We start from the raw sequence: 25442 nt of genomic DNA, 5'->3' as shown, positions 1-25442 counted from the left end.
CAACCGTTCCTTGGTGTAATTACAGTAAACTTACAGTAACCACACGCTGTCTGTCGAATATGCCACCAGATGGCTACACAACAGTGACGATCAGTACCGAGACAGCAACGAAGCTATCCACAGTGATGATCGAACACGAAGTGGATTCAATGGCACGTGAAATCGATTACGCAGCGGATCTCGCAATTGGACAAGAGAAGTTGACCAACGCTGAGCTCGCACGACTTCTGCACCACCGCTTGGACGAGCAATAAAGTGAGTAAACCGCATGACTGCGTACGCTTACTGTAACATTACCGTAATTTGTATTTGAGACGGTGTGAACGCGATTAAACCCCAGAAGTAGTGCTAGGTAACGTGTTTGACACCGCGTTTCCGGGTTTACGGTACAATGGTCTGGTAGCTGTAGGTAGTGACCACATAACGCTTTTGAAACCTGTCGACCGAAAGGGTGTATGGACCAGTCAACCACCAGCAATGACATCCTCTCGCACGTCCTCGTCCCGATCGCCAACGAAACCGATGCCCGGGCGACCGCCGAAGCGCTCGCGGTGTACGGGCCGTCGACGGTCACCGCGCTCCACGTGATCGAGAAAGGAGAGGGCGTTCCGGACAAACTGCCGGTCGAACAGGCCGAAGAGCTTGCAGAAGACACGTTTTCAGCATTTACTGAGACGTTTTCCGAGGCCGACACACGCACGGCTTACGACCGACAGGTGGTCGACGCGATCTTCGAGGCGGCCGAGGACGTCGGCGCGAGTGCGATCGCCTACCGATCACGCGGCGGCGGTCGACTCGCGCACTTTCTGACGGGTGATCTCTCGCTCAAACTCGTGACGAAAAACGACCGGCCGGTTATCGCCTTGCCACAGTAGTCGAGTCGGTTACGCGCGGCAGTGCGGAACTATCAGTCGCGTTGACCGCCGCCGAACAGGCGTTCTAATATCGGTTTGCGCGAGGGGCGTTCGGCGAGCAACACCGAACAGTCGACGTCGTGGAGGATATCGAGATGCAGCGAGTCGTTGACCAGCCGGGAGATTATCCCCCGCTCTGTCGCCCCGATGGCAACGAGCGTGGCATCCTCAGCCTCGCGTTCGATCGCCGCCTCGATGTCGCCTGAATCGTCGACGATCATCGAGACATCGGCGAGCCCCTGTTCGTCGGCCCAGCTTTCGAGAAAGTCCATGCCAGCCTCGCGTTCGTCGGGGCTGTCGACGACATGGAGCAACGTGATCTCCGCGCCAGTCGTCGCCTGCAGGGCGCGGGCGACATCCGCGCTCACTTCGGAGTCCGGTCCGCCCGCAGTCGGGATCAGGATGCGTGAGGTGTCGAGACCGTGGTCGTTGATGATGGCGAAATCACACGGCAGTTGGTTGGTGAGTTCGTCAATCGGCCGCTCGGCGCGCGCGGCGTTCCACAGCTGGTCTTCGCCCCACTCCATGACGACGAGGTTCGGTCGGGTCCGCCGGGCCATGTTGAAGATCTCCTCGAACGAGCGGTGGGTGGCGACGGAGGTGACCGAGATGTCGACGCCACACTCCTCGCCGAGCGCGTAGATGTCCTGCATACGCCGGTCGGATTCGGCCTCGATGCGTTCGTAGTTGCCGCCGGTCGCCAGCGACATGTGTTCGGGTGCCTGGACGATGTGGACGACGTGGACGGTCGCGGTCTCCTCTCGGCTGGCGACCCGGCAGGCGAGTTCGACCAGCGGTGTATCGGTCCGGGGGTTCGTGATCGGCACCATCACGCGGTAGCGATCCTCGCCGACGAGCGCGGCCTCGGCCGCGTTGAGAATCGGGACGTACGAGCGACCCGCAAACCGGCCCAAAGCGAGTTCGGGAATCGAGAGTCGACGATCCAGCCCTTCGAAGCGAGCGGATTCGAGCCGCTCTTCGCTCGTCTGGAAGTAGTTGACAACAGTAACGAGCACCACTCCACCGATCGTGTTGCCAAGCAAGACGGGCAGTACGAACCCGGTCATTCCGGCAAGCAGAGCGATCTCGCCGTTCAAGAAGAGGTAGATGACCTCGGTAAACGAGACGACAACGTGAAACAGGTCGCCGTTTGGCACCGCGAGAAACGCGAGGTAGACAACGACGAGCCGCGAGATCGTATCGGTCGCCGAGAAGGTGACCCAGACCACGCCAGCGACGATCAGGCCAGCGAAGACGGCTTTGAAAAACAGCGTCGACCAACCAGTCTCGAAGGCCCCCTTGCTTGCAAGTTCGATTGCCTTGGTGTGAGAGCTTGCGTCGAAGACATCGCCGTAGGTGAGCGTGGCTGCGCCAATCGCACCGCCAGCAAAGTTGCCTGCTAGCACGATGCCCCAGTGGCGGAACAACCCTGGGAGACTCACTAGCCGTTCGAGTGTCAGCGCGACCGGCGGCAGCGTGTTTTCGGTGTACAGTTGGTAGCCGCCGATGATGATATAGATAAACCCGAGCGGATACAGCAGCGTGCCAACGACCGAGTTGCCGCTGGCCTCGGACATCGTGACGTAGAGCAGAAACGTAATCGTGATCGCAAAGCCAGCGGCGACCGCGCTGAAAAACAGTTCGCGGCTGCCGGAGGTTACTTCCTCGTCGGCGGCGGCGATGACGCGTTGGAGCACTTCGTCCGCGGAAAACCGGTCGCGGAGGACCTCGCCGACCGCGGGCGCGCCACTTCTGGACCGCTCGACGGCGTCCCGGACCGAGTCTTCTTGCTCCCGGCTACTCTGCTCGCTCATTGTTGAGGCCAAATCGGTCGGCTACCTAATGTGTTGGCTTTTCCAGTGAGCATCCGACGGAACTCGAGTGAGCACAACTCAAGTGGATTATTCGGGTACACCCGCGAGAATGTCGACGCCACTCGATGCGCCGATCCGGTCGGCTCCAGCCTCGATCATCGCCAGTGCGGTCTCGTAGTCGCCGATTCCGCCGCTTGCTTTGACGGGGAGATACTCGCTCATTAGTTCGACATCCGCGACGGTCGCGCCGCCATCGGCAAACCCGGTCGACGTTTTGACCATGTCGCAATCGGCGTCGACGGCCGCTTGGCAGGCATGGTGTTTGTCCGCTTCAGACAGAAGTGCCGTCTCGATAATCACCTTGACCGCAGTCGGCACGGAGGCGACGATCGCTTCGAGTTCATCGGCGACAGCCTCGTAGTCGCCGGCTTTGAGCCGCCCGATATTTAGCACGACATCGAGTTCGTCGACTCCCGCCTTCCACGCTGCTGACGCTGCCTCGCGCTTTATGAGGGTGGCGTCTTGGCCGTGCGGGAAGCCGATCACCGTCGCTACAGTGAGAGTAGGCGGTGCCTTCTCCACGGTAGCCTCGGCATAACAGGGTGGAATACAGACGTTCATTCCGTGGTCGACGGCCTCGGTGACGACACGGTCGACGTCGGCCGGCGTCGTCGTTGCGCCGAGAACCGTATGGTCAATCCGAGCAGCGAGTTTCTCGCGGTCCATACTCGACACACAAGCCCAACGGATGAAAACGTGGCCTTCGGTATCCTTTTTAAATAGAGTCGACAGTCACAGCGTATGGTCTTGCTTCCCGAGGGCTTTTCGCTGCCACCGCTTCCGTATCTGGTCGGCTTACTCGTCGCCGTGGTCGCCGTCAGTGCCGGGTTGTGGCGTCGACGGCCACCTGTCAGCGCCCCACTTATTCTCGGCTGTGCGCCGTGGATGGCCGTCGGCTCCGGGCTTCACGTTCTTTACATAGTCGACGGGCTCCCGCCAGCTCTCGCACCACTCGGCGGGACCGCCGCCGTCTATCTCACTGTCGCGGCGGTCACCGGTGGCGTCTGGCTGGCCGCCGATTCGTGGGGGTCAGCCAGTCGCGACCGCAACAACGAGGCCACTGTTGATCGTGTTCCGGCGATTTTGGCGTCGACCGGTCTGTTGGTGCTGGTGCCGATTATCGGCCGTGGACTCGCAGTCGGCACAGAGCTCGGAACGCTTGCTGTTGGGTGGCCCACGATCGCTTTCATTGCTTCGGTCGCACTGACTGGCAGTGCCTGGCTCACCCTCGGTCGACTCCGGCCAGCAGCGGTGTCGACGACTGGCTGGGTCGGCCTGCTGGCGCTGTTCGGCCATGTGTTGGACGCTGTCTCGACGGCGGTCGGCATCGACGTGCTCGGTTTCGGCGAGCGTTCGCCGCTGTCGAGAGCGATCATCGGTGTCGCCGACTGGCTGCCGACCGCCGAGACGCTGGGCACCGGCTGGCTGTTCGTCCTCGTGAAACTGGTGTTGATCGGTGGCATCGTCGTCCTGTTCGCCGACTACATCGACGACGAACCGGCCGAGGGCTACCTCCTGTTGGGCGTCATCGCGGCAGTCGGCCTCGGGCCGGGTATCCACAATCTGCTGTTGTTCACCGTGATTGGCGGTGCCTAGCTCTCAACTCGACAGGAAGTCGTCGACGCCCAGCGGCTGACGGGGGTTATATACCGATTGGTTACCCAGTGTAGCTGTATGACTGACTCGTTGGCGATCGTTGTCGTGGCCGCCGACCCACCATCATGGCCGGTTCTGCTCGCCGTTGGTGCGCTGGCCGGGGTGGTGGCTGCGATCGTCATGGACTGGCCGATGAGTCGACAGCCCGACGGTTTTACGCCAGCGGCGATCGCCGCAGCGGTCGTCTCCCGACAGCCCGTCGAGGCTGTCTCGTTCGTAGAGCTACTAGTCGTCCACCACATCGCAGGAGCCCTTGCCGGGTTGCTTTACGGGTTGTTGGTGGTTGGTTTCACGCTGGGAACGCCGCCGGCGGTTTCGATCGCGGGGCTGAATCTGGTCGCGCATCTGCTCGCAGTGGGCATCGTGGTCGTATTTATATACGCCTTTTTCGCCCACGGCGTGCTTCGGTGGGCCAGCGGGCGGAACTACGAGGAGCAGGCGACCGCGATCCGCGGCCAGTGGCTCCGGTCGGCGCTCGTGTTCGGCCTCGCGCTCGCGGTGACCGTTCCGCTTGTGTTCGTCTCGCTGGCGGGCTAGTTCTCTTCTGGAAGCTTGTTGTCGATTTTCTCGGAGACCTCTTCGAGTTGGTGTTCGACCTCGTCGGCCCGCGGTCGGCGATCGACTCGGTCGTTGATGTCTTCGAGCCGTGCGATGACTTCGGAAACTTCCTTGCTCACTGTTTTGTCGACCGTTTGCTCAACCGTCTGTTCGACCGTTTCTTCGACGGTCGACTCGACGGTTTGTTCGACCGTATTGGTGACTTCACGCGTCATCCATTCGGCGTCGAACCGGGCCATTTTCCAGACGACGTGGATCAGATACGACAGCAGCACACCGACTCCGAAGGCGACCCCGACGCTGGTTCCGACCATGACCATGAGTATTACTGCGATGAATATCAGGAGTCCGTACGTGACGTCGACCAGAAAGTCGACACGGGTTGGGTTCACCGGTGTACACCACCAGATAGGACGAACGAATCGTTCATTGTCGTGTGTATGAGTTCGACACACGAAAACACCGTGATTGACCGTCGGCAGCGCGAATAGTGGGAACGGGCGACACCGGGCGGTTTTTTGTCGCCACTGTGGGACCGTTCGTGTATGGCAAAACAGCCGCACCTACTGATCGAGACGGGCGACGTACACGATCTCGCGATTATTCCGGGCGACCCTGGACGCGTCGACCGAATCGCCGACCAATGTACAAACGTCGAATTTGTGGCCGAAAATCGAGAGTACAAACTGGTTAACGCCAGCTACGAGGGCCGAGAGCTGACCATCTGTTCGACCGGTATCGGTTGTCCCTCTGCGGCGATCGCCATCGAGGAACTCCACGCCGCGGGCGTCGACACCGTCATTCGGTGTGGAACGACCGGGGCTCTCCAGGCAGGCATGGAGATCGGTGACATGGTCGTCGCCACCGGCGCGGCCAAAGAGGAAGGCACGACAAAGCGATACGAATCGGCTGTCTATCCCGCAGTGCCGGACTACGAGGTCCTGCAGGCGCTCGTCGACGCTGCTGAAGCAAATGACGAAGACGTTCATATCGGCCCGATCGTCTCCGACGACGCGTTTTACGCCGAAAGCGACGAGTACGTCGACGACTGGGAGGCAGCCAATCTGCTGGCCATCGAGATGGAGGCCGCGGCCGTCTTCTCGCTGGCCCGGCGCAAGGGCATGCGCGCGGGGGCGATCTGTACGGTCGACGGCAACCTCGTCGAAGGCACCCAGAAGGGAGCCGACGGCGACGAGGAACTGCCCGAAAAGGCAAAGAACAACGTCGAGCGAGCGATCGCGATCACCCTGTCGGCGGCCACCGAGTTGTAAGGTCGACCGGTTTCTGTGGCAGTTCGACGTTTGGGACAGACAGAGAACATAAATAACGTCCGCTCGAAGCCGGTCGTATGACCGTACTCGCGCCGTTCGATGGCTCTCCGCTGGCTACAACCGCACTCAAGCGGGCCGAAACGTTCGCAGACAGCTGGGACGAGGATGTTGTCGCGCTGACGGTGATCCCGGACGACAAACCGTTTGCAGTCGAACGCGGCTGGATCGATTCAGCAGAGTCATTCGACCCTGCAGAACTTCGTGACCAGTTCGAACGCGAGGTCAACGAGATCGCCCCGAACGCAACGTTTCGGTGTGAAGTTCCCGAGGACTCAGATGTCATGACCGCGACCGCTATCGATGACGTGACACGAACGGTTCGGCACGTCGCGGCCGAACTCAACGTCTCGGTTGTTTTTATAGGGACCGAGAACGCTGGCCGGATTTCGAGCCCGGTCACCAGCGTCGGCAGCCCGCTGTCGAAAGACCCGCAGTACGATGTGCACATCGTTCGTCACACCGACTGAGGAGATCGCCGTTCTCCCGACCCACGATCACCAACACCAGCGGGAGTCGTAGCTGTTTTATTTATAAACCAACATTCATAGCTATCGAAGAAACCGATTCACTGGCCGACCGGTACGGACTGACGAGGCGTCGACTCCTGATCGGGATGGGGAGTGCAGTCGCCCTCGTTGGCGGCGGTGCGTGGTACGTTGCCGCCGAGTTGGACGGCGACTATGGCGACTACACCGCCCCCGAGTCGTTTTCGACGCTCACCACGCGCGGACGCGTCGGTCCAGGCGCGAACGAAACCGACGCGAGCGAACCGCCGACCCCGGCGGTTGAGGGGTCGCTGGGGTTCGACGAGGCCGATGAGATCGTCATCTTCGTCCACGGCTTCGATACCGAGGACCAAGCCGCCCGAGATCAGGCTTACACGGCCGAGCGGGGTCTTGAACCCCACCGCGAGCTCCCCGTGATCGCCTACAGTTGGGACTCGGACGTCGACTGGGATGAGGCGAAAACGATGGCCGACGCCAACGCCACCGTGCTGGCCGACTGGCTGGCCAACTGGGCCGACGAGGACGGCCGACCGGTCCACGTCTTTGGCTATTCGCTCGGCGCGCGACTCGTGGGCGAAACACTGCGCGCACTCGTTGAGGCCGACCGACCCGACGCGCTCGCGTCGGTCACGTTGCTTGGCGGGGCGGTTCCCCACGACAGCGTCGAGCGCGAAGGGCGATACGGCGAGGCCATCGCGGAGCTCGAGACACCCGTCCACAACTTCCACAGCGCCAACGACCGGGTGTTGGGCTGGCTCTACCGGCTGTCGGATCGCACCAATGCCGTCGGCGAGAACGGGAGCCGCGATCCGAGTGCGGTGGCCGAGAGCTACGCGGACGTCGACGTCACCGACCTCGTCGCGGACCACTACTCGTACTTCGAACCCGACGAGGGCTGTCTTCGGCGAGTCGTCGACCGGCTTCCCTGATCACGTTGACGACCGGTTCACTGATCGCGTTGACGACCGGTTCACTGATCGCGCCGTCGACGGTGAATCGAGCGCGACCGAACTACTGCGTTCGTGGATTGTATCGCCACTCGTGACGGTTCGTGGCTTTATCCGTCGACCGGCCAACATGTGGGTTATGAACGCCCAACGCGGCACTCTCTTGGTGGTTATCGCTGTGCTTGCGTTTCTCTCGTTCCAGCTCGTCGAGCCGTATCTCCAGTTCGTTCTCGCCGCGCTGCTGTTGGCCTACGTCTTGGCCCCGCTACAGTTCCGGCTCGCGCCGAAACTCGGCCCTTCAGTGGCAGCGACGTTCATCGTCACCGGGGCGACAATCGCCCTGTTGATCCCTTTTGTCGTCCTCATTGCGGCGATCGCGGGGGACGCAACGCAGATCGCTCGTGATCTGGCGGACGACGATCCGACAACCCTGTTCCAACCGCTCGAAGCGACCATTGCCGAGCAGTTCGGCCGGCAGATCGATCTGACAGCCGAACTCTCGGCGCGAATCGAGGGAACCGCCGAAGCGGTCCTGGGGTCGGCGCCCGACCTGGTCTCGTCGCTGGCATCGATCGCCATCGGCCTCGGGCTGGCAGTGTTCATCCTCTACTACCTCTTGCGCGATGGCACCGACCTGGTCGACTGGCTCTACGAGGTCACCCCGCTGCCGACGGTCGTCCAGGACAAACTCTACAGCCGGGTCGACGACATTACACGGGCCGTGCTGTTGGGCCACGTTCTCATCGCGATCATTCAGGGCGGCATCGCGGGAATCGGCATGTTCGCGGTCGGCATCTCGAACGTGCTGTTTTGGACGGGCGTGATGATCTTTCTCGGCCTGTTTCCGTTCATCGGGACGTTTCTCGTCTGGGGACCGGCGGCGATCTATCTGCTGGCGATGGGCGACATGTTCGGCGGCGGGTTCCTCCTCGTGTACGGGACGGTCGTCGTCGGCATCGCCGACGAGTACCTCCGGCCGCTAATCGTCGACCGGTACGCCGAGGTGAGCCCTGCGATCATCGTGATCGGTGTGATCGGTGGCCTCTCGGCGTTCGGCGTAATGGGGCTGTTTATCGGGCCGATCATCGTCGGCGCGCTCAAGGCGGCGATCGAAGTGTTCGACGAGCAGTACGACCGCTTGTAAACTCAGTCGCCAATCTCTTCGCCGAGCAGCTGTTTCGAGGCTTCTTCGGCGTCGCCCTTGCCGGTCGCCGAGTTGGCCAGCAGTCGACCGCCGATCTCGGCCGGGCTGATCACGCGGTCGGCACCGGCCCGGCGGAGTTTGGCGACGTTCTCGCGCTGCATGGCCGCCGCGAGAATCGTGAGGCCGGGGTTGAGTTGGCGGGCAGTCAAGATTGCCAGCGCATCGCGGGCGTCATTTTCGGTGGCGACAATGGCGGCTTTCGCGTCGACAATGCACGCGCGCTCAAGCGGTGCTTCGTCGCTCGGATCGGCGGTCAACACCGGGATGTCGCGGTCGGCGAGTCGACGGGCGGCGGCCTCGTCGGTGGTGATCACCGCGAACGGGGTGCCATTGCCGAAGTTTTCGATGATCGGTTCGGTCAGATCCCCGTAGCCGAGGATCACGACGTGCTCGTTGAGGAGGTTGAACTGGCTTTCTGTCATTTTTCCGAGTGCTTTGGAGAGCTGTGCCTCGATGGCCGGTGTGAGCAACACACCGAGGGCGACTGCGAAGGCGGCGACGTTGATCAAGAGCACCGAGATGGAAAACAGCTTACCGAGCTCCGAGCTTGGCGCGGCGGTGACATCGCCGTAGCCGACGGTGCTGGCGGTAACGATCGTGTAATAAAAGGCGTCAGTGAGCGTTGCGATGCCGTCGAACTCGTCGCGAAGCGCATACGAGCCGAAGGTACCGTACGACAGCGCCGTAACGAGTGCAATCCCGGCTGCGAGCTGTGTGGGCGACGGCGAGAACGTTCGGTCGAACCGCTGTCGGTTGTAGAGTAGTGCAGGCACCGAGACAACCGAAACGGCGACCAGCGGGAGCGAAAACGGCGAGACTTGGAGGAGGCCCTGAATGGCCGTAATCGGCAGCAGAATCGCCGTCGCGTACCAGCCGACCCGAAACCGCTGTTTGAGCGCGTACGCACTGCCGAGCATGGTAAAGCCCGTGAGTGTTCCAGTGAAGCCGACCGCTCGGCGAACCGCTTCGGGGACGTACATCACGAGCGCGCTGTCGACGCCGCCGGTCGAGATGTGGACGAGCCCGACGATAATCGAGAGGATCGCAACCGCGAACGTCAGCAGGATCGACGCCCGGATGCTCACCCAGTCGTGGGTCCACTTCATCGCACGCAGATTCCCGAGCGGCGTATTTATATGCGCGGAAGTCGGCTTGCCGGGGTGGTGGGCGACTCTGTGAGACGGACATTTTAAGCACACTGACCGGAATAGCCGACCAATGGCTGCACTTCCGTTCGAAATCCTCCTGGGCATCTATCTGGGCGTGCTGACGGGTATCATCCCGGCGCTCATCTCGGGGGTTCTTGGATTTATATTCAAATACTTCACCGATGTCTCGATTCCCGGCTTCGGTGTGGTTGCGCTCGCGTTGGCGATCGCGGGCGTCAACGGCGGGCTGATGGCGCTCAACGACGAGAACATCCGCGCCTCCGAGAACGCGGCAGCGCTGTTGACCGCCATTATCGTCGTGCTGATGCTCTCGCTGTACGCCCACTCGCAGGGTGACAAACTCGGCGGTTCGGTCCCCAACCGCATCTCGCTGAAATCGCTCAGAAACCGGACGCTCAATACCGACGTGATCGAACTCGTCGGCGGGCGGAATCAGGTCCGTGTGTCGGTCACCGGCCAGGTCAGCGACATCGAGGGCTACCCGCCACTGCCAGCCGATCTCAGAGCCGAGATTCACGACGGCGTCTGGACGTTTCCGGCCGATATTCCGATCGCCGAACTCGAAACCCGGTTCGCCGACCGGCTCCAGTCCGAACTCGATCTCGCGGACGTGACCGTCTCGATGGACGAACGGGCCCGCGCCAGCGTGGCGGCCGCCCCACCGATCGGAAGCACCTCCAAGCGCGTTCCAGACGGCAAGCGCGCCGTCTCGCTTTCGGCGCTGGTTCCAACCGGCCTCACTCGTGGCGAGTCGGTTCGACTGGTGACACCGACAGAGACCGTTACGGGAACGCTAATCGCCGCCCGGTCGGGCAGCAACTCCGACAGCGAGCCAGCGAAACCCGATCCGCCGGTCGACGCCGACCTCGCAACCGACGGCGGGGAGGCCGACCCAGTCCCACAGAAGGCGCCGACCGCTTCAACGACGACCGGCGGCGAGGGTCGGGTGACGGTGGTCGTCGACCGGACGGCCGCCAGAAGCCTGTTGAGCGCTACCGAGGCCCAGATCGTCGTACTCTCACGGGGGACGCGGCGCGAGTTCGAACTCGTCTCGTTGCTCCGACGCTCTGGTGTCAGGTTCCGCAAACTGACGGTCAACGCCGCCGGTCCGCTCGATGGCCAGACGATCGGGGACGTCGGCGTCCGTGACGCGTACAACGTCCTGATCGTTGCGGCCAAACACGAACAGTGGCAGGTCGCCCCGCGCGGCAGCCAGATTCTCTCGGCGGGCGACAAACTCTACGTCGTCGGCAGCCGGGCAGCGTTGTCGACCTTCGAGGAGGTGGCCGTATGAGCCTCCCTCGATCTGTCGACGCGATTTCGGTCATTCAGTCGGGTGTAACGTTCGACAATCCGATGACAGCGATCGCCAATCTGATCGTGTTCGCCTCGTTGTCGGCGCTCGCCGCCAGTGGACTCACGATCAGCTACCGCTGGTACTTCAAGTCGACTATCCCCGAGGGGATTGCGGTTCTCGCAGGCGTTTCGACCGTCGCCCTGTATATCAATACGGCCTCGCTCGGTGTGGTCGTCGGCGAGGGGTCGGTCGACCTCTTTCGACCCAGCGTCGTCTTTTTCAACGTGGTCGCGCTCGGTGTGGCGACGGTGGCAGCGCCCATCGGCCAGCGAATCGGCGAGACGTTCGCCACGCAGGTGTTCTCGCTGTTGGGTCTCGGCGAGGTCGACGCCGAGGTCTCGGCGATCGTCCGGTCGGTCGGCCGTGCCACCTCGGTGACGTTGCCGTCGGAGATCGAAGACATGGACAGCTACGATCCGGTCGACGCCGAGACGAAGGCCGAACTCGCGGGCAAAACGCTGCTGTTTCCACGCAGACTCCGGCTCGACGAGCTACGCACACGGCTCATCACCCGGCTCAAAGAGGATTACAGCGTCGGTTACGTCGACATCGATCTCACTGCCGAGGGGACGGTCGAGTATCTCGCGGTCGGCTCGCGTGCGGCCGGTGTCGGTGCGACAATTGCCCCCGGTACGGTCGCGGTCGCGATCCGTGCGGACCCACCGAACAACACTTCGTCGGGCGATCAGGTGCAGGTCTGGTCGACCGGTGAGACGCCCGAGCGAGTCACGAACGCCGAGCTTCGCGGCGTGGCTGGCGATACGGTTACGCTCGCGGTCGATGAGGCCGACGTGGGCCTCCTGTCACCTACCGAGCAGTACCGCCTGTTGGTGCTTCCGGCCGAGCCACAGGCCGACCGTGAGTTCGCCACGCTGTTGCGAAGCGTCGACGAAACGATGGGCACGGTGACGATCGGTGAGGGAAGTGAACTGGTCGGCGAAACCGCAGACAGTGTCTCGACGGCCGTGTTGGCGATTAAGTCGGCAGGCAAGATCGACGCCCTACCGGACCGAGACCGGTCGTTTGTGGCCGGCGAAACGCTCTACGTGCTCGGTCGACCGGACGTGCTTCGCGGACTCGAAGCCCGAGCGACCCCCAGAGACGGCGGCTCCGAGGGCGAAGACGGCGTGGCCGCCCCGGCGAGCGCCGACGCGTCGACCGGATCAGTCGAACGGGTCGACCTCGACGATTCCGAATAGGACAATTCTCATGGTGACGGCGGTGTGAGAGTCAGTATGCACTGGAAGCTCTTCGCGGATCTCGCGGAGGTCGCCGGAACGGGCGAGACGACGGTTGAGGTGTCGGTCGACGAGCCAACCGTCGGCGACGCGCTGGACGCACTACTAGCGGCCCATCCCGAACTCGAAGCCCGTGTGTTGACTGATTCGAGCGAGCTTGAACCGCATTTGAATCTATTACGGAACGGTGAGAACGTCGGCAGCGAGGGACTGTCGACGCCCGTCACTGCGGGCGACGAACTCGCACTGTTTCCGCCGGTGAGTGGCGGCTGAGGGGGTGGAACCGACTTCGCTGGCTGAAAAACTTATATCCTTTGTTATCCAAGGAGTAGATAGTGGCATCCCGACAGAGCGGTCCGGGTGTCAACGAGACATCGGGACTGGGTTCACTCCCTGAACCGACTGCGTATGCCGAATCGACCGGCCTCACACGGCCGAGTGCCGAAACGCCCGCTCGCAGGCGCACACCCGAAGATCCGCCGCTTCGAAACCCCTCATTGTACGCGCAAACAGACCACTTCCGCGAGCGACTGCACCAGCAGGGTCGCTACGTTTCGGTCCCCATCGTCAGCGAGGCGATTTCCGAGGGCCAGATCCGCTGGAACACCACCGACGGCTGGCGGTTCGCGCTCACCAAAGACGGGATTCGGTATATCGTCGTCGTCAGCGACACCGAAACCCACTCGCCGGTCGTCGTTACCGGCTGGACCGAAGTCGACGACTGGCAGGCGGCTATCGACTCCGACCGCTGGCACGACACCGACGTCCACACGATCAAACTCCGGGCGGATCTCAGCGACAATCACGACGAGCAGATTCCCGACCTGATTCGCCCGCGGATCGTCACTCGACCCTTTGAGATCGGCGGCCACCGCGTCATGACTGAGGCTGGTGATGGCTCGGTCGAGTGTGTCGACTGTGGCGGTCGGTTCCGGTCGAAAGCCGAACTCTGCCGCCGACACTGTCGGTCCTGAGCGCTCTGGCCCACCGCCTGCTTCACAACCTGTTTGTGGGTCGGAGCCCTCTCGGTGACAATGACCGAGGATGATGTCGACAGTACTGAAGACGATGTCGACGGTACTGAAGACAATGTCGACGGCGCTGAAGACGCTAATGACAATGTCGACGGCGCTGAGGGCGATGCTGGGGCTGTCGACACTACATATGTGAACGGAGAGACCGAATTCTCGCTCGACGATTTTTATACCGCTGTCGATGCCCAAGAGCGACCCGTACTCACCACCACACAGGTCGCCCGACGGCTCGATATCACGCCAGCCGAGGCACAGGTGGGGCTCGAATCGCTCGCCGAAAGCGGGGTACTCGAAGCCCTCTCCAACGCCGGTGAAACGGTTGGGTGGTATCCGTCCGATATTCGGGAGTTGGCGAGCCGCGAACGAGTAATCCCGTTTCCGACGCGCCGTGAAATCGTCGTCGACCAACCGACCCAGTACACCCGCGCCCAACTGTCGCAGTTCGCCCATCTGGTCGACTCGACAGGCACCGATCCCGGAACCCGTGGCTACCTCTACCGGATTCGACAAGAGGACATCTGGGCCGCACCGTTCGACGACCTCGACGGCCTGCTGACCTCGATGCGGTCGGTGCTTCCTCGCAAATCGCCGCATCTCGAAGAGTGGGTCGACTCCCAGTGGCACCGCGCCCACCAGTTTACCCTCCGGACCCACGAAGACGGCTATACGGTGCTCGAAGCCGCGACCGAGGAGCTGATGGGCAACGTCGCCCGCCAGAAACTCTCGGAGGATCAGCTTCGCGCCCCGATATCAGATACCGAAAGCTGGGTCAACGCCGACGAGGTAGCGTCGGTCAAACGCACGCTCTACGAGGCGGGGTATCCGGTCGTCGACGAGCGTGATCTCGATACCGGCGAGCCACTGGATCTCGACGTGACGGCCACGCTTCGGGAGTACCAGCAGTCGTGGGTCGACACGTTTCTCGATCAAAAGGCGGGCGTTTACGTCGGCCCGCCGGGCAGCGGGAAGACGATCGCGGCTATCGCCACGATCGCCGCCGTGGGTGGCGAAACACTGATTCTCGTGCCGAGCCGCGAACTCGCCGCCCAGTGGCGCGAGGCGCTGACCAGTGAATCGACGCTTACTGACGACCAGATCGGCGAGTACCACGGCGGCCAAAAGGAGATCCGGCCGGTGACGATTGCGACCTACCAGACCGCGGGAATGGATCGTCACCGCCATCTGTTCGATTCGCGCAAGTGGGGTCTAATCGTCTACGACGAAGTCCAGCACATCCCCAGCCGGGTGTTCCGCCGGAGTGCCGACCTCCAGACCTCACATCGACTCGGATTGTCGGCCACACCTGTCAGAGAAGATGACAAAGAGTCCGAGATATTCACGCTGATCGGCCCGCCGATTGGAACCGACTGGGCCGCGCTGTTCGACGCGGGATTCGTCGCCGAGCCGGAGGTCGAAATCCGGTACGTGCCGTGGCGCGACGAACTGGCCAGAAACGAGTACGTGAGCGCCGACGGCCACGAACGCTACCAGTTGGCCGGGATGAACCCCGCCAAGATCGCCGAGATTCGGTATCTCTGCGAGACCCATCCGGATTCAAAGGCACTGATCTTCGTCGACTACCTCGACCAAGGAACCGAGATCGCCGAGGCACTCGATATCCCTTTCATCAGTGGCGAGACGCCCCACTACGAGCGCCAGCGGCAGTTCGAGGCGTTCCGAAACGGCGAGTTGCGGACGCTGGTCGTCTCGCGGATCGCCGACGAGGGGATCGACCTCCCAAACGCAGAGCTAGCGATCGTAGCCTCGGGGTTAGGTGGGTCGCGTCGACAGGGCACCCAGCGGGCGGGCCGGACGATGCGGCCGGTCGGCAGTGCGGTCATGTACGTGCTGGCGACTCGTGGGACGCGCGAAGAAGATTTCGCCCAACAGCAGATGCGCCATCTGGCGGGCAAGGGGGTTCGGATTCGGGAGACGACCGTCAGCGAATAGCGTGTCGACGACGAGCCCGTATTAGTGGCTCAGTGCCCACGGATAGCCACCCGTGGAGTGAGTCTCGTGATTGCATCCCGGGCCTGTGTGTGAGTGGTCAGTCTCCGACTGCGACGCGTCGGATGTGCGTATCGTGTCGTCGACACGGAGGCACATCGCTGTTGCCTCCAGCGCGGTGGTCAACGTGTGATCGAAGACGATGCGGGGCTCCACGACGCCTGCTTCAACCATGTTCCGTAGTTCGCCGGAGCGGTCAACGCCGACAGCAGTGGCTCCGTCGTGGTGGCGGTTTCGGAGTGCGGCGAGAGTGTCGATCGGGTCGACACCGGCATTCGTCGCAAGCACACGAGAGATCCCTTCGAGAGAGTCGGCAAACGCTCCGATGACGATTCCCTCTCGGTCGCCCGCTGTCCGGGCATCTCGTGAGAGGTCCCGTGAGATCGCCATCGCGGTCGCTCCGCCTCCCGGAATGACGGCTCCATCGTCACACGCGCGCCGAACCACGGTCGTACACGTCTGCATGATTCGTTCAGTTTCGCTGGCCACGTGTGGCGTGCCGCCGCGCATGAGAAGGGATGCGGGCGACGCCACCGGACAGCCAGCGACGACGAGTGTGTCGGTCGACCCGATCTCCCGACGCCGAACCGATCCGGCATGGCCGACCGCACCCGGCGTCAGTTCGTCGACCGACCGAATCGCGGTCGCGCCCGTCGACTGGGCAATCGCGTCGAACTCGTCCTGTCGGGTTCGTTCGACGCACAGCATGCCAGCGTCGACCAGTTCGGCCCGAAGCTCCGCGTCGATCGACTTCTGACAGACGACGACATCGGCGTCGACCTCCCTAAATCGTCGGACGAACCCGTCTCGAATCTGCGTGTCGTGTCGGCGGAACGCCTGTGCCTGAGTCGGATCGTTGATCGAGACCGACGCGACACTGTCCGGTGTGTCGACGGTGAGTTCCGCATCGACTACCACGAGACGGGGACCGCTGACGGTCCGAACGGGATGAGCCTCAAGACTGTCGATACTGGTCGACGAGGAATCGAGGTCGACGAGAAGCCCGTCGATGACCCGTGAGTCTCCGAGATTGCCACCGGAGTAAGCAGAAATCGTGAGTCGGCTGGTGTCGAACTCGACGGCGCGGAGTGCTGAGACGGCGAGCGATGCGAAACGGTCGGCCGACCGGTCGTCCCACCGGCCGGTGACGGTCGTCGCCGCGACCGCTTTGAGGGCTTCGTCGTCGGTGATGTCGACGGAGTGTGCGTGCGCCGAGAGCCGATCGCGGGCCTGTCTGGTGGCCCGTGCGTAGCCCTCGATGATCGTCGTCGGATGAAAGCCATCATCGCGGAGCGACTGGGCGGTCGACAACAGTTCGCCGATAAGCAGCAGCGTCGTCGTCGTGCCATCGGTGACCGCCTGTCGCTGCGTTTTGAGTGTCGTTTCCAGCAGTCGACCGATTGGATCGGTTATTTCCAACCGATTGAGGATACTGGCTCCGTCGTTCGTCACGACAACCCGTCCATCGGAGTCAATCAACATCTTGTCCATCCCGTTGGGGCCGAGTGTCGACCGGATCGTCTCTGCGAGCGCGACGGCTGCATCGGTCGGCGACCGGGGCGACTCGTCAGGTGCTGCGTGCTGTGTCAAATTGGATTCCGTTGCCATTTATAAATGGATCTGTGACGGTGGTAGGAGGCGTAGTTACGACAGTGGGTCGTCGGTCACGACGATATCGCCGCGATCCTTACTGTTCTCATCGAGGCCGCTGGGGGAGATGTCGAACTCGAAGGCTCCCTGTGGGAGTGCGAGCGTCGAACAGGCGTTCGGTACGTCGACAACGCCGCTCTGTCGGCCTTCGACGGGGACAGTGCCGAGGATGTGGTAGGCCTGCTGGCCGGTGTAGCCGAACTGTTTGAGGTAGTCGATGGCCTGTAGGGAGGCCCGCCGGTAGGCGGTATGGGAATCGATGTAGTGCTGCTCGCCGTCTTCGGTGACCGAGTAGCCACAGAAGGTGACGTAATCCTCGAACGTCGGCCCGCGGTGGCCGGGCTCGAAGATCGGGTGGTCGACGCCGAACTTCTCCATCCCGTTTTTCACGACATCGAATTTGACATCCGCGTAGCCTGCCATCTCGATGGCTCCGCAGAAGGTGATCTCGCCGTCGCCCTGCGAGGCGTGGAAGTCACCGAGGGCGAACTTGCCGCCCTCGACATATACCGGGAAATAAACCGTCGAGCCGATCGAGAGGTCCTTGATGTCGTGGTTCCCGCCGTGTTCGCGGGGTGGGACCGTTCGGGCAGCCTCCTCGGCGGCCTCGGCGGCCTCGTCGGGGTCCATCTCGCCCATCATTGCGCCCTCGGCCGTCGGAGGGTTTGCGACCCCCGGCTCGGACTCCTTGGTGGGGTGGTTCGGGATCGATTCAGGGTCTTCGTCGAACTTGTCGATCAGTGCCTGCTCGCGGCTGTTCCACTCTTCGAGGAGTTCCTGACTGGGGGCACAGCCAGCGAGTCCGGGGTGGATCTTCCCCTCGTACCGCACGTCGGGGATGTGTCGCGAGGAGACGGTGTAGCCTTCGAGATCCCAGATGGATTTGGCGGCGTGTGGGAAGTGATCGGTGAGGAACCCGCCGCCGTTCTGCTGGGAAAAGGTACCAGTAAAGCCGTACTCCCAGCGGTCGTTGAGCGGGCCCATGTCGAGGAACTCCACCTTGAGGAGATCACCCGGCTCCGCGCCGTTGACGTGGACCGGCCCGGCCAAATAGTGGACTTGGCTCAGGTCGACGTCCCTAACGTCGTTGGCGTTGTCGTCGTCACTGATCTGACCGCCGGTCCAGTCCAGCGCCTCCAATCGCATCGTCTCGCCGGGATCGGCCTCGGCGACCGCCGGAATATCGGGGTGCCAGCGGTTGAACGGCTTGGCGTCTGGCTGTTCGTCCGGCGGACTGTCGACGTCGACTTCGAATGCTATCTCGGGCATAACTAACAACTCACATACGGCTGTTCTGGATGCGGCGTTATAAACACATTTTGTAGTTTGGAGTAACATCTAGGTGAAAAAAGGATGTATTTGTGGGAAAATATGGAGAGAACGTTTGTTCTGCATCCTGTATTGGAAGATACATACTTAGTTACCAACCAGTGACATCTACATGGGAGGGTGTTTCAGTGGAGGGCCGCTTCAATGGCATCCATCACGCGGTCGACCTTGTCGACATCCGCGTTATACCCCATGTGACCGACACGGAGGATGTCGTCCGCGAGATCGCCGAGGCTCGTTGCGAGGACGATGTCGTGTTCGGCCTCAACGCGCTGCTGAATAGTCTCCGCCTCGCCTGGGATGTGGAACGCTGTGACCGTCGGCGAGCTACGCGATTCGTCGGGATAGAGGTCCAAGCCGAGTTCGGCTCCTCGCTTTCGGCAGCGTTCGGCGGCCCGCTGGTGGCGTTTATAACCCGCGTCGTTGCCCTCGTCGACCAGCCGGTCGACGGCCACATCAAGCGCGGTCACGTTCGCATCGAGATGCGTGTAGGGGAAGCCATCCGACACGTCGCGCCACGGCAGGAAGTTCGTGTACAGCGAGGTCGGCTCGCGGTCGGCCATTGCGTCCCACGCCCGGTCGCTGATCGCCGCGGTGGTGAGGCCGGGCGGCGCGCTGAAGACCTTCTGGGAGGCTCCGAGACAGATGTCGATTCGGTCGGTCGGGACCGGCGTGCCACCGAGCGAGGAGACGGCGTCGACGATGCTCAGCACGTCGTACTCATCGAGCAGATCGAGCACGGGTCCGAGATCGTTGAGCGTTCCCGTCGGGGTTTCGCAATGGACGAGCGTGGCGGCGAGGAACTGGTCATCCGCAGCCTCGGCTTCGGCGAGGGTGGCCTCGACGGCGTCGAGGTCGTAGCCCTCGTCGTAGGGCGCGGAGACGAGGGTTGGGTCGCCGTCGTAGTTGTCGACCAAATCCGCAAACCCGTCACCGTAGATTCCGTTCGAGATACAGAGGACGCGGTCGCCAGGCGCGATCAACGAGGCGATGGCGGCTTCGAGACCCAGAATTCCTTCGCCGCCGGGGACGATCACGTCGTGGTCGGTGTCGTAGACCGTTTTGAGGTTTTCACAGAGTCGGTTGTAGAGGTCGGCGAACTCGGGTTGGACGGCGGAGTTCGGCTGCTGGCGGGCCATGACTTCCCGCACTTCAGGTGGGACCGCGGTAGGCCCCGGTGTGAATAACATACTCATGCTGGGTGGCGACTCCATTAGCCGGTTGCGGTCTCTTACTCGGGCAAGTCGTTCGGTTCGTCCCACTGCTCGTTAGCATCGACCGGTTCGATGGCATGACTGATCTCTTTCTCGCTGAAGTCAATCTCGTCTAGGACCATACTCAGTCGCTGCCATCGCGCGCTCTGGTCGTCTTCGCCCTCAGGGCCGACGCGTGCGCCACGAGTCTTAAAGAAGCGTTTGCCGCGGCCGAGGCGTGATCCCTCACCGGTGTGACCGTCAAATATCGCGTCGTACTGGCCGCCGGGTTCGAGATCACCTGCCGGGAAGTCGACCGCAGGCTCCTCGCCTTCCTTTCTTGCTTCGGCCCGGATCTCGGCAACTTTGCGGAAGTATTCGTCGGCGTTGGCGGCCTCGCGGGTGGAGGGTGCGCGAGCGGCGGCGAGCGCAGCGTGAATCGCGCAGAGTCGACCCTTCCACCCGGCTTCGTCCCACCGCTCGGTGGCAAGTTCCTCGTAGCGTTCGATGGTGAGCGCGACCTCGTGGCCAGCCCGGAGGTCCTCGACCACGTAGAGGTTCAGACGGCCCCAGAGGTTCCATGCGTAGCCCGAGCGGGCGAGTTCCCACGCAGCCCAGGCGGCGACTTCCTCGTCGGAGCGGCGGACGGCCTTCTGGAGAAGGCTCGATACTGCATAGCGGTTGTAGCCACCGTCGGTTTCGTTGGCTTCCTTGGGCTCGCCGAAGTCGTTTTCTGTGGAGGCGTCGGGATCGCGGTCGGTGTCGAGTTCGCCGTCGCTGCCGAAGGTCGCCTGTCGCGGCTCGCGCTCGTCGCCCATGGTGGCTCTGTGGGTGGGGGTGGCTAAAAGTCGACGACTCCAGCGGCCAAATGAGAACCGTTAAAAACGGTCGACGGCGTAGGTATAAGTGCCCGCCCTTAGCTCAGCCTGGTAGAGCAGTCGACTGTAGATCGACTTGTCCCCCGTTCAATTCGGGGAGGGCGGATTTCTCTTGCGACCAACGAGAGCAATGAGAAATCTCTCCCGACCCGAATTGAGCAGCGAGCAGCTTTGCTGCGAATGAGTTCAATCCGGGGAGGGCCGACTGGTCTTATTTATGTCGACTCCCCCAGACCACCTTCTCGACCAACTCGACTCGCAAGTCCTGCTCCACCACGATCTGACACGACAGCCGTGGATAGCCGAACCGCTCGGCCAGTTTGTCGTGCCAGTGTTCCGACTCGACCGCTTCGATAACCCGAACCCCGCAGGTCGCACACAGCCCACGTCCGCCGCAGTTGGCCCGCTCGGTCAGTCGACTGTACGGCGACAGGTCGGCCTCCAAGAGCACGTCGCGAAGCACACGGCCACGCTCGACGACAAGTTCGGTTTCGTTCCCACCGTCGACGACCACCAGCCGAACCGTGTCTGTGGCTGCCGAGGCCTCCGAACCGTCGTCGACCGGATCAAAACTCACACGAACGGATACCTGCGGGATCGACAAAAGCGTAGCCAGTCATTGATTCGATACCGAGGCCAGCCGTCGACCAATCGTCCCCCACAGATCCTTTATAAAGAACTGGAGCGCCGGCGTCCCACGCGGGATAGTGTAGAGAGGACCGAGATCGTCGACCGTCGATGCACCGAGACCGCCTGTCTCGATGTTCGAGATCGCGGTCGCCAGCAGGTCGTCCGATTCGGCGTACAGTCGACCTCGGATTTCGGCATACGTTCGAGCGTCTTCGATGTCGACCGATTTGATCACAACCGCCTCGCCTGCGTCGAGTTGGTCGGTGATTCGCTGGAGCGTGATTCCGGCCTCTGACTTGCCGTGGATGAACTCCCAACAGCCCGCGGGCTGGCCGCGGTACTCGCGAAAATCGCCGTGGTGATAGCTAAGGACGCCGTACTCGAGTTCGGTGAGCAGTGGGCCGACCAGAAAGCCGAAGCCGAACCGGATCGCCACGTCGGCCTCGTCGGCGATTCGGTCGACCATTGTTTCGGGAATCCTGTTTTTCCAACCGTCGACGCGTTCGGGCTTGCAGTCGATCCACGTAACGTCAGCACAGTAGGCATGTTCGTCGACCCGAACAGGGTCGCTCAGTGGCACTGGCTCGGCAAGGACCGAACGGAGTAGCCAGACGAGCGTCCACTCACGAAGTTCGATCGCGCGGGCGATCCGATCTCGGAGGCTGTGGCGCTCGGTGCGCTGGTTGCTGACAACGACCGTGATCTCGGCGGCCGTCTCGTCGACCATTCGCTGGAGGGCGAGATGCTGCCATTCCGGGATTGTCCGGCTGTCGACGAGCAGACAGACACGGACCGGCTGTTTGGACGACTCAGACATAGGCGGGAAGCTCCTCCATCGTGGCGACGGTGAGTTCCGTGTCGGCCTCGTACTGGGCCAACCAGTCGAGATACGCGCCGACGACTGCGGACTGTTCCGGATTGCTGAGATCGAACAGATGACACCACAGATGGAGATGGCCGTCGGTGGCGACGGTGGCTCTGGTCGCTCGTTTGAGTTTTTGTAAGTGAGTCCGCTTTCGAATACTACGTGGGATATAGCGAAACGCGGGGTGGGGAACCCCTTGACCCGAAGCGAGTGCAGGCGCGGTAAGTGAGGGGTAGGTAGTACAGGTCGTTTCGATGATTCCGTCCCGTTTGCGGAGATCAGAAGGTGGCAATGGGCCAGCAAACAGCTCTTTGAACCGTTGGTGGTTAGCCGTCGGTTGGCGTTCGATCGCCGGACGGACCACCTCGATGCCGTATTCAGTGAGCAACTCGTAGGCTGGCAGTTTGTGTCTCGGTGGAACCAACGATGTCGGCGGGTGGCCGACGTTTCGACGGTGAACGTGGCCTACCTGGTCGAACTCCCAACGACAGGCCGCTGGCGAGGTTTCGTTCAGCAGTACGTGTGAAAACGTGTGTGTACAGAGTTCGTGGTCGACCGCTCGTGACTGAATGGCCGAAACCATATCGGGCGCGTAGAACAACCCATCACTCTGATAATCCGTTCCGGGGTCGGCGTCGAACCAACCGTTGTGGTGCGGGCCGGTGTGAACTCCGGTACATGATTCCAGAAAGAGGTGGCCGACGATATCGAACGTCACCGGAATCCCCGTTCGGTCACAGACAGTGAGCAACTCCGAGAGAAACTGCCGTTCGGCCTCCCCATCTGTGCTCAGCCGATCGAACTCACCAATATCGTGCACTCCCCAGCCGAGTTCGACCTCCATACTTAGTGTGACCACGCCACTCATCGTGCGATTACTGTTCGAATGAGTTCGGCTTAGTTACTGTTGGCACTGAGGCAGAGTGTGTGTCTACACCCATCGTTAATCCATTCTTTTCGGTGAGAAATAGCGACGCTGTGGTCGGAGCGCAGGGAGTCGACCGCCAGTCAACTGGATTTATATACTGAAGTCGGTAAGCCCATGGTATGACCCAAAGATTATCTCAGGAACACTCACTGTGCTCACAGGCGGGTGTTCGAACGATCCACGTCGGCCGCGACCGGCCGATTCGGATCAGTTCGGGCCACCGAATTCTCCACCACGACGGCAAGTGTAGTCGCCCACACGGCCACAACTACGAGATTTCGGTGTCGGTCTCCGGCGAGCTCACCGAGGAAGGATGGGTCGTCGACAAAGGCGACGTCACCGATATTATCGACGAGTGGGACCACCGGTTCCTCCTCGAAGACGGCGACCCACTAATCGAAGCGTTCGAGCAGTCGGGTGACGGCGATGCGCTCGTCGTTCTCGAAGCCCCACCCACCGCAGAGGTGATGGCCGTCGTTCTGGAACGAAAACTGGCCGACGCGCTCGGTGAGACCGTTACGGAGGTTGCGGTCGACGTGAGCGAGACGGCCGAACTCAGCAGTTGCCAGTAATGCCAGTCAGCTCCAAGCCAACCATCGATCGTGAGTCGCCAGCCGAGCCCAAGGGCCCAGCCCTGCCGATCAACGAACTGTTCGAATCCCTGCAAGGCGAGGGCGTTCTCGCGGGCGTGCCGAGCGTCTTCATCCGGCCGAGCGGCTGTAACCTGCGGTGTTGGTTCTGTGATTCCTACCATACCTCGTGGGAGCCGACCCACGCGTGGATGGGCCTCGACGAAATCATCGCGGCCGTCGACGGGTTCGACGCGAATCACGTCGTGCTCACGGGCGGCGAGCCGCTCATCCACGAGGAGTCTTTGGCTCTTATCAACCGGCTCGCAAACCGAGGGTACCACATCACCGTCGAAACGAATGGGACGATTGCCCCGCCTTCTGGAACCCCAATTGATCTCGCCAGTATCAGCCCGAAACTCGCCTCGTCGACGCCAACGGCCGAACGACCACCGGCAGGCGGCGGCGAGGGCGCGATCGACGCAGCAGGCGAACAAATCGCGGTCGACGACTGGCAACAGCGCCACGAGACCAACCGGATCGACCACGACGCGCTGACCGCGCTCGTCGAGCGGTTCGGCTTCCAACTCAAATTCGTTCTCACAGGACCCGAGGATCTGCCCGAAATCGAGGCCGTCGTCGACGAGCTTCGCACTCGAACTGAGACTGAAATCAGCGATTCCGACGTGCTATTGATGCCCGAGGGCCAGACCCGCGAGCAATTGGCCGAAACACGCCGTGAGGTCGCCGAACTCGCCATCGAGACGGGGTATCGCTACACCCCGCGACTCCACGTCGACCTCTGGAACGATGCCCCTGAAACCTAACCATGCCACAATCCACACGCAACCCACAGACCACCGACACCGCCGACGAACCGACCACAGGCCACCACCCCAAACGCGCAGTCGTACTCGTTTCGGGCGGGATGGATAGTGCGACGACCGCCTACGAGGCCCGCGAGCAAGGGTACGAACTGTATTTCCTGCATACGTCCTACGGCCAGCGAACCGAGACCAAAGAGTACGACTGCGCCCGCCGGCTGGCCGAGATCGTTGGCGCTGCGGACTTCCTCCACATCGAGACCCACCACCTCCAGCAGATCGGTGGTTCGGCGCTCACCGACCAGGAGATAGAAGTCGGCGAGGCCGATCTCGACAGCGAAGATATTCCTGACACCTACGTCCCGTTCCGCAACGCAAATCTGCTGTCGATGGCCGTCTCGTACGCCGAAGCCAACAACTGCGAGACCGTCTTCGTCGGCGCACACAGCGAGGACTTCGCTGGGTATCCCGACTGTCGACCCGCCTTTTTTGAGGCATTCGAGGCGATGGTCGACGTCGGCACGAAACCCGACACCGAGATCACAATCGAGGTACCGTTCGTCGAGTCGACGAAAACCGAAATCGCCGAGCGTGGCGTGGAACTCGGCGTCCCGTTCGAACAGACGTGGAGCTGTTACCGTGCCGACGAACCTGCCTGCGGAACCTGTGACTCCTGTGCGTTCAGACTCCAGGCGTTCCAACGAATCGGCGTCCGCGATCCGATTTCGTACGCCGAGCGCCCCGAGTACCCCACCTCCGACTGATGAGAGTGGCTGCCACC

At 62.1% G+C, this 25442-nt stretch carries 26 protein-coding genes, 1 tRNA gene and 1 pseudogene; 17 read left to right on the top strand and 11 right to left on the bottom strand.

Annotated elements, in window-relative coordinates; translation table 11 throughout:
* Positions 1-59 precede the first annotated feature (59 nt).
* Both O2S87_RS08720 and O2S87_RS08715 read left to right on the top strand, forming a co-directional pair.
* Positions 60-254, top strand: a complete 195-nt coding sequence (locus tag O2S87_RS08720) for a hypothetical protein (RefSeq protein WP_475408404.1) — start codon at positions 60-62, stop codon at positions 252-254.
* Positions 255-455: 201 nt separating this feature from the next.
* Complete coding sequence (locus O2S87_RS08715; protein WP_475408403.1) at positions 456-875, top strand: universal stress protein; 420 nt, start codon at positions 456-458, stop codon at positions 873-875.
* A gap of 38 nt (positions 876-913) precedes the next feature.
* On the opposite strand, the pseudogene O2S87_RS08710 reads toward O2S87_RS08715, so the two are convergent.
* Positions 914-2728: pseudogene (locus O2S87_RS08710) on the bottom strand (formate/nitrite transporter family protein); the annotation flags it as partial.
* An 87-nt stretch (positions 2729-2815) separates the two neighbouring features.
* Positions 2816-3454, bottom strand: a complete 639-nt coding sequence (gene deoC / locus O2S87_RS08705; RefSeq protein WP_475408402.1) for a deoxyribose-phosphate aldolase — start codon at positions 3452-3454, stop codon at positions 2816-2818.
* Between the two features lie 75 nt (positions 3455-3529).
* Here deoC and O2S87_RS08700 point away from each other — a divergent pair, with 75 nt between their 5' ends.
* Together O2S87_RS08700 and O2S87_RS08695 are read left to right on the top strand one after the other, a co-directional pair.
* Complete coding sequence (locus O2S87_RS08700) at positions 3530-4384, top strand: DUF63 family protein (RefSeq protein WP_475408401.1); 855 nt, start codon at positions 3530-3532, stop codon at positions 4382-4384.
* A gap of 78 nt (positions 4385-4462) precedes the next feature.
* Positions 4463-4981, top strand: coding sequence for a hypothetical protein (locus tag O2S87_RS08695; RefSeq protein ID WP_475408400.1), 519 nt, complete (start codon positions 4463-4465; stop codon positions 4979-4981).
* Here the strand turns inward: O2S87_RS08695 and O2S87_RS08690 are convergent.
* Positions 4978-5394, bottom strand: a complete 417-nt coding sequence (locus O2S87_RS08690; protein ID WP_475408399.1) for a hypothetical protein — start codon at positions 5392-5394, stop codon at positions 4978-4980. The two genes, O2S87_RS08695 and O2S87_RS08690, sit on opposite strands and share 4 nt — an antisense overlap.
* A gap of 153 nt (positions 5395-5547) precedes the next feature.
* Between O2S87_RS08690 and O2S87_RS08685 the strand changes: the two genes are divergently transcribed.
* From O2S87_RS08685 to O2S87_RS08670, 4 genes are all read left to right on the top strand, one after another.
* Positions 5548-6273, top strand: coding sequence for a nucleoside phosphorylase (locus O2S87_RS08685; RefSeq protein ID WP_475408398.1), 726 nt, complete (start codon positions 5548-5550; stop codon positions 6271-6273).
* A gap of 77 nt (positions 6274-6350) precedes the next feature.
* Positions 6351-6800 carry a universal stress protein gene (locus O2S87_RS08680; RefSeq protein WP_475408397.1) on the top strand — a complete coding sequence of 150 codons (450 nt, stop codon included), beginning with the start codon at positions 6351-6353 and terminating at the stop codon, positions 6798-6800.
* Between the two features lie 146 nt (positions 6801-6946).
* A complete protein-coding gene (locus O2S87_RS08675) occupies positions 6947-7768 on the top strand; it encodes a DUF726 domain-containing protein (RefSeq protein ID WP_475408396.1) in 822 nt (273 codons plus the stop codon).
* Between the two features lie 157 nt (positions 7769-7925).
* Positions 7926-8930, top strand: coding sequence for an AI-2E family transporter (locus O2S87_RS08670; protein WP_475408395.1), 1005 nt, complete (start codon positions 7926-7928; stop codon positions 8928-8930).
* Between the two features lie 2 nt (positions 8931-8932).
* On the opposite strand, the gene O2S87_RS08665 is transcribed toward O2S87_RS08670, so the two are convergent.
* Positions 8933-10096: an NAD-binding protein gene (locus O2S87_RS08665; RefSeq protein ID WP_475408394.1), complete on the bottom strand. Its 1164-nt coding sequence runs from the start codon at positions 10094-10096 to the stop codon at positions 8933-8935.
* Between the two features lie 112 nt (positions 10097-10208).
* On the opposite strand from O2S87_RS08665, the gene O2S87_RS08660 reads away from it, so the two are divergent.
* The 5 genes from O2S87_RS08660 (at position 10209) to O2S87_RS08640 (ending at position 15738) form a co-directional block, all read left to right on the top strand.
* Positions 10209-11453: a potassium channel family protein gene (locus O2S87_RS08660; protein WP_475408393.1), complete on the top strand. Its 1245-nt coding sequence runs from the start codon at positions 10209-10211 to the stop codon at positions 11451-11453.
* Complete coding sequence (locus tag O2S87_RS08655) at positions 11450-12715, top strand: DUF8167 domain-containing protein (RefSeq protein WP_475408392.1); 1266 nt, start codon at positions 11450-11452, stop codon at positions 12713-12715. Before O2S87_RS08660 ends, O2S87_RS08655 begins: the two co-directional genes overlap by 4 nt.
* 36 nt (positions 12716-12751) lie before the next feature.
* Complete coding sequence (locus O2S87_RS08650; protein WP_475408391.1) at positions 12752-13027, top strand: ubiquitin-like small modifier protein 1; 276 nt, start codon at positions 12752-12754, stop codon at positions 13025-13027.
* A 62-nt stretch (positions 13028-13089) separates the two neighbouring features.
* The gene (locus O2S87_RS08645; RefSeq protein ID WP_475408390.1) at positions 13090-13728 is read left to right on the top strand and encodes a hypothetical protein; all 639 of its coding nucleotides are present in this window, start codon (positions 13090-13092) and stop codon (positions 13726-13728) included.
* 60 nt (positions 13729-13788) lie between these two features.
* Complete coding sequence (locus O2S87_RS08640; protein WP_475408389.1) at positions 13789-15738, top strand: DEAD/DEAH box helicase; 1950 nt, start codon at positions 13789-13791, stop codon at positions 15736-15738.
* A 21-nt stretch (positions 15739-15759) separates the two neighbouring features.
* Here the strand turns inward: O2S87_RS08640 and thsB are convergent, their stop codons facing one another.
* From thsB to O2S87_RS08620, 4 genes are all read right to left on the bottom strand, one after another.
* Positions 15760-17403 (bottom strand): thermosome subunit beta, encoded by a 1644-nt coding sequence (gene thsB / locus O2S87_RS08635; RefSeq protein WP_475408388.1) that lies wholly within the window; start codon positions 17401-17403, stop codon positions 15760-15762.
* Between the two features lie 36 nt (positions 17404-17439).
* Entirely contained in the window at positions 17440-18714 is a 1275-nt protein-coding gene (fmdA, locus tag O2S87_RS08630; RefSeq protein WP_475408387.1) for a formamidase, read from the bottom strand.
* Between the two features lie 185 nt (positions 18715-18899).
* Entirely contained in the window at positions 18900-19964 is a 1065-nt protein-coding gene (locus tag O2S87_RS08625) for a pyridoxal-phosphate-dependent aminotransferase family protein (protein WP_475408386.1), read from the bottom strand.
* Positions 19965-20005: 41 nt separating this feature from the next.
* Positions 20006-20785 (bottom strand): hypothetical protein, encoded by a 780-nt coding sequence (locus O2S87_RS08620; protein ID WP_475408385.1) that lies wholly within the window; start codon positions 20783-20785, stop codon positions 20006-20008.
* Positions 20786-20877: 92 nt separating this feature from the next.
* Between O2S87_RS08620 and O2S87_RS08615 the strand changes: the two genes are divergently transcribed.
* Positions 20878-20951 (top strand) — tRNA-Tyr (locus tag O2S87_RS08615).
* Between the two features lie 105 nt (positions 20952-21056).
* Here O2S87_RS08615 and O2S87_RS08610 read toward each other — a convergent pair.
* The 3 genes from O2S87_RS08610 to O2S87_RS08600 are packed head-to-tail and all read right to left on the bottom strand — an operon-like array spanning position 21057 to position 23184.
* A complete protein-coding gene (locus O2S87_RS08610) occupies positions 21057-21422 on the bottom strand; it encodes a 2Fe-2S iron-sulfur cluster-binding protein (protein WP_475408384.1) in 366 nt (121 codons plus the stop codon).
* A gap of 39 nt (positions 21423-21461) precedes the next feature.
* Positions 21462-22292 carry a formyltransferase family protein gene (locus O2S87_RS08605; RefSeq protein ID WP_475408383.1) on the bottom strand — a complete coding sequence of 277 codons (831 nt, stop codon included), beginning with the start codon at positions 22290-22292 and terminating at the stop codon, positions 21462-21464.
* Complete coding sequence (locus tag O2S87_RS08600) at positions 22285-23184, bottom strand: polysaccharide deacetylase family protein (protein ID WP_475408382.1); 900 nt, start codon at positions 23182-23184, stop codon at positions 22285-22287. Before O2S87_RS08600 ends, O2S87_RS08605 begins: the two co-directional genes overlap by 8 nt.
* Before the next feature lie 203 nt (positions 23185-23387).
* Here O2S87_RS08600 and O2S87_RS08595 point away from each other — a divergent pair, with 203 nt between their 5' ends.
* The 3 genes from O2S87_RS08595 to queC are packed head-to-tail and all read left to right on the top strand — an operon-like array spanning position 23388 to position 25425.
* A complete protein-coding gene (locus O2S87_RS08595) occupies positions 23388-23840 on the top strand; it encodes a 6-pyruvoyl trahydropterin synthase family protein (protein WP_475408381.1) in 453 nt (150 codons plus the stop codon).
* The gene (locus tag O2S87_RS08590; protein WP_475408380.1) at positions 23840-24664 is read left to right on the top strand and encodes a 7-carboxy-7-deazaguanine synthase QueE; all 825 of its coding nucleotides are present in this window, start codon (positions 23840-23842) and stop codon (positions 24662-24664) included. The genes O2S87_RS08595 and O2S87_RS08590 overlap by 1 nt, the downstream gene beginning before the upstream one ends.
* A 2-nt stretch (positions 24665-24666) precedes the next feature.
* Positions 24667-25425 carry a 7-cyano-7-deazaguanine synthase QueC gene (gene queC, locus O2S87_RS08585; RefSeq protein WP_475408379.1) on the top strand — a complete coding sequence of 253 codons (759 nt, stop codon included), beginning with the start codon at positions 24667-24669 and terminating at the stop codon, positions 25423-25425.
* The last annotated feature ends 17 nt before the right edge of the window (positions 25426-25442 follow it).

The organism is Halohasta sp. A2, assembly GCF_056175805.1.
The sequence above is the reverse complement of the archived record's forward strand: the minus strand, read 5'-3'. Positions and strand labels throughout refer to the sequence as shown.

What these genes read in the sequence shown, in the direction of transcription:
- O2S87_RS08720 (WP_475408404.1), top strand. Translation starts at nt 60, where the DNA reads ATGCCACCAGATGGCTACACAACAGTGACGATCAGTACCGAGACAGCA.
- O2S87_RS08715 (WP_475408403.1), top strand. Translation starts at nt 456, where the DNA reads ATGGACCAGTCAACCACCAGCAATGACATCCTCTCGCACGTCCTCGTC.
- deoC (WP_475408402.1), bottom strand. Translation starts at nt 3,454, where the DNA reads ATGGACCGCGAGAAACTCGCTGCTCGGATTGACCATACGGTTCTCGGC.
- O2S87_RS08700 (WP_475408401.1), top strand. Translation starts at nt 3,530, where the DNA reads ATGGTCTTGCTTCCCGAGGGCTTTTCGCTGCCACCGCTTCCGTATCTG.
- O2S87_RS08695 (WP_475408400.1), top strand. Translation starts at nt 4,463, where the DNA reads ATGACTGACTCGTTGGCGATCGTTGTCGTGGCCGCCGACCCACCATCA.
- O2S87_RS08685 (WP_475408398.1), top strand. Translation starts at nt 5,548, where the DNA reads ATGGCAAAACAGCCGCACCTACTGATCGAGACGGGCGACGTACACGAT.
- O2S87_RS08680 (WP_475408397.1), top strand. Translation starts at nt 6,351, where the DNA reads ATGACCGTACTCGCGCCGTTCGATGGCTCTCCGCTGGCTACAACCGCA.
- O2S87_RS08675 (WP_475408396.1), top strand. Translation starts at nt 6,947, where the DNA reads ATGGGGAGTGCAGTCGCCCTCGTTGGCGGCGGTGCGTGGTACGTTGCC.
- O2S87_RS08670 (WP_475408395.1), top strand. Translation starts at nt 7,926, where the DNA reads ATGAACGCCCAACGCGGCACTCTCTTGGTGGTTATCGCTGTGCTTGCG.
- O2S87_RS08665 (WP_475408394.1), bottom strand. Translation starts at nt 10,096, where the DNA reads ATGAAGTGGACCCACGACTGGGTGAGCATCCGGGCGTCGATCCTGCTG.
- O2S87_RS08660 (WP_475408393.1), top strand. Translation starts at nt 10,209, where the DNA reads ATGGCTGCACTTCCGTTCGAAATCCTCCTGGGCATCTATCTGGGCGTG.
- O2S87_RS08655 (WP_475408392.1), top strand. Translation starts at nt 11,450, where the DNA reads ATGAGCCTCCCTCGATCTGTCGACGCGATTTCGGTCATTCAGTCGGGT.
- O2S87_RS08650 (WP_475408391.1), top strand. Translation starts at nt 12,752, where the DNA reads ATGCACTGGAAGCTCTTCGCGGATCTCGCGGAGGTCGCCGGAACGGGC.
- O2S87_RS08640 (WP_475408389.1), top strand. Translation starts at nt 13,789, where the DNA reads ATGACCGAGGATGATGTCGACAGTACTGAAGACGATGTCGACGGTACT.
- thsB (WP_475408388.1), bottom strand. Translation starts at nt 17,403, where the DNA reads ATGGCAACGGAATCCAATTTGACACAGCACGCAGCACCTGACGAGTCG.
- fmdA (WP_475408387.1), bottom strand. Translation starts at nt 18,714, where the DNA reads ATGCCCGAGATAGCATTCGAAGTCGACGTCGACAGTCCGCCGGACGAA.
- O2S87_RS08625 (WP_475408386.1), bottom strand. Translation starts at nt 19,964, where the DNA reads ATGTTATTCACACCGGGGCCTACCGCGGTCCCACCTGAAGTGCGGGAA.
- O2S87_RS08620 (WP_475408385.1), bottom strand. Translation starts at nt 20,785, where the DNA reads ATGGGCGACGAGCGCGAGCCGCGACAGGCGACCTTCGGCAGCGACGGC.
- O2S87_RS08605 (WP_475408383.1), bottom strand. Translation starts at nt 22,292, where the DNA reads ATGTCTGAGTCGTCCAAACAGCCGGTCCGTGTCTGTCTGCTCGTCGAC.
- O2S87_RS08600 (WP_475408382.1), bottom strand. Translation starts at nt 23,184, where the DNA reads ATGGAGGTCGAACTCGGCTGGGGAGTGCACGATATTGGTGAGTTCGAT.
- O2S87_RS08595 (WP_475408381.1), top strand. Translation starts at nt 23,388, where the DNA reads ATGACCCAAAGATTATCTCAGGAACACTCACTGTGCTCACAGGCGGGT.
- O2S87_RS08590 (WP_475408380.1), top strand. Translation starts at nt 23,840, where the DNA reads ATGCCAGTCAGCTCCAAGCCAACCATCGATCGTGAGTCGCCAGCCGAG.
- queC (WP_475408379.1), top strand. Translation starts at nt 24,667, where the DNA reads ATGCCACAATCCACACGCAACCCACAGACCACCGACACCGCCGACGAA.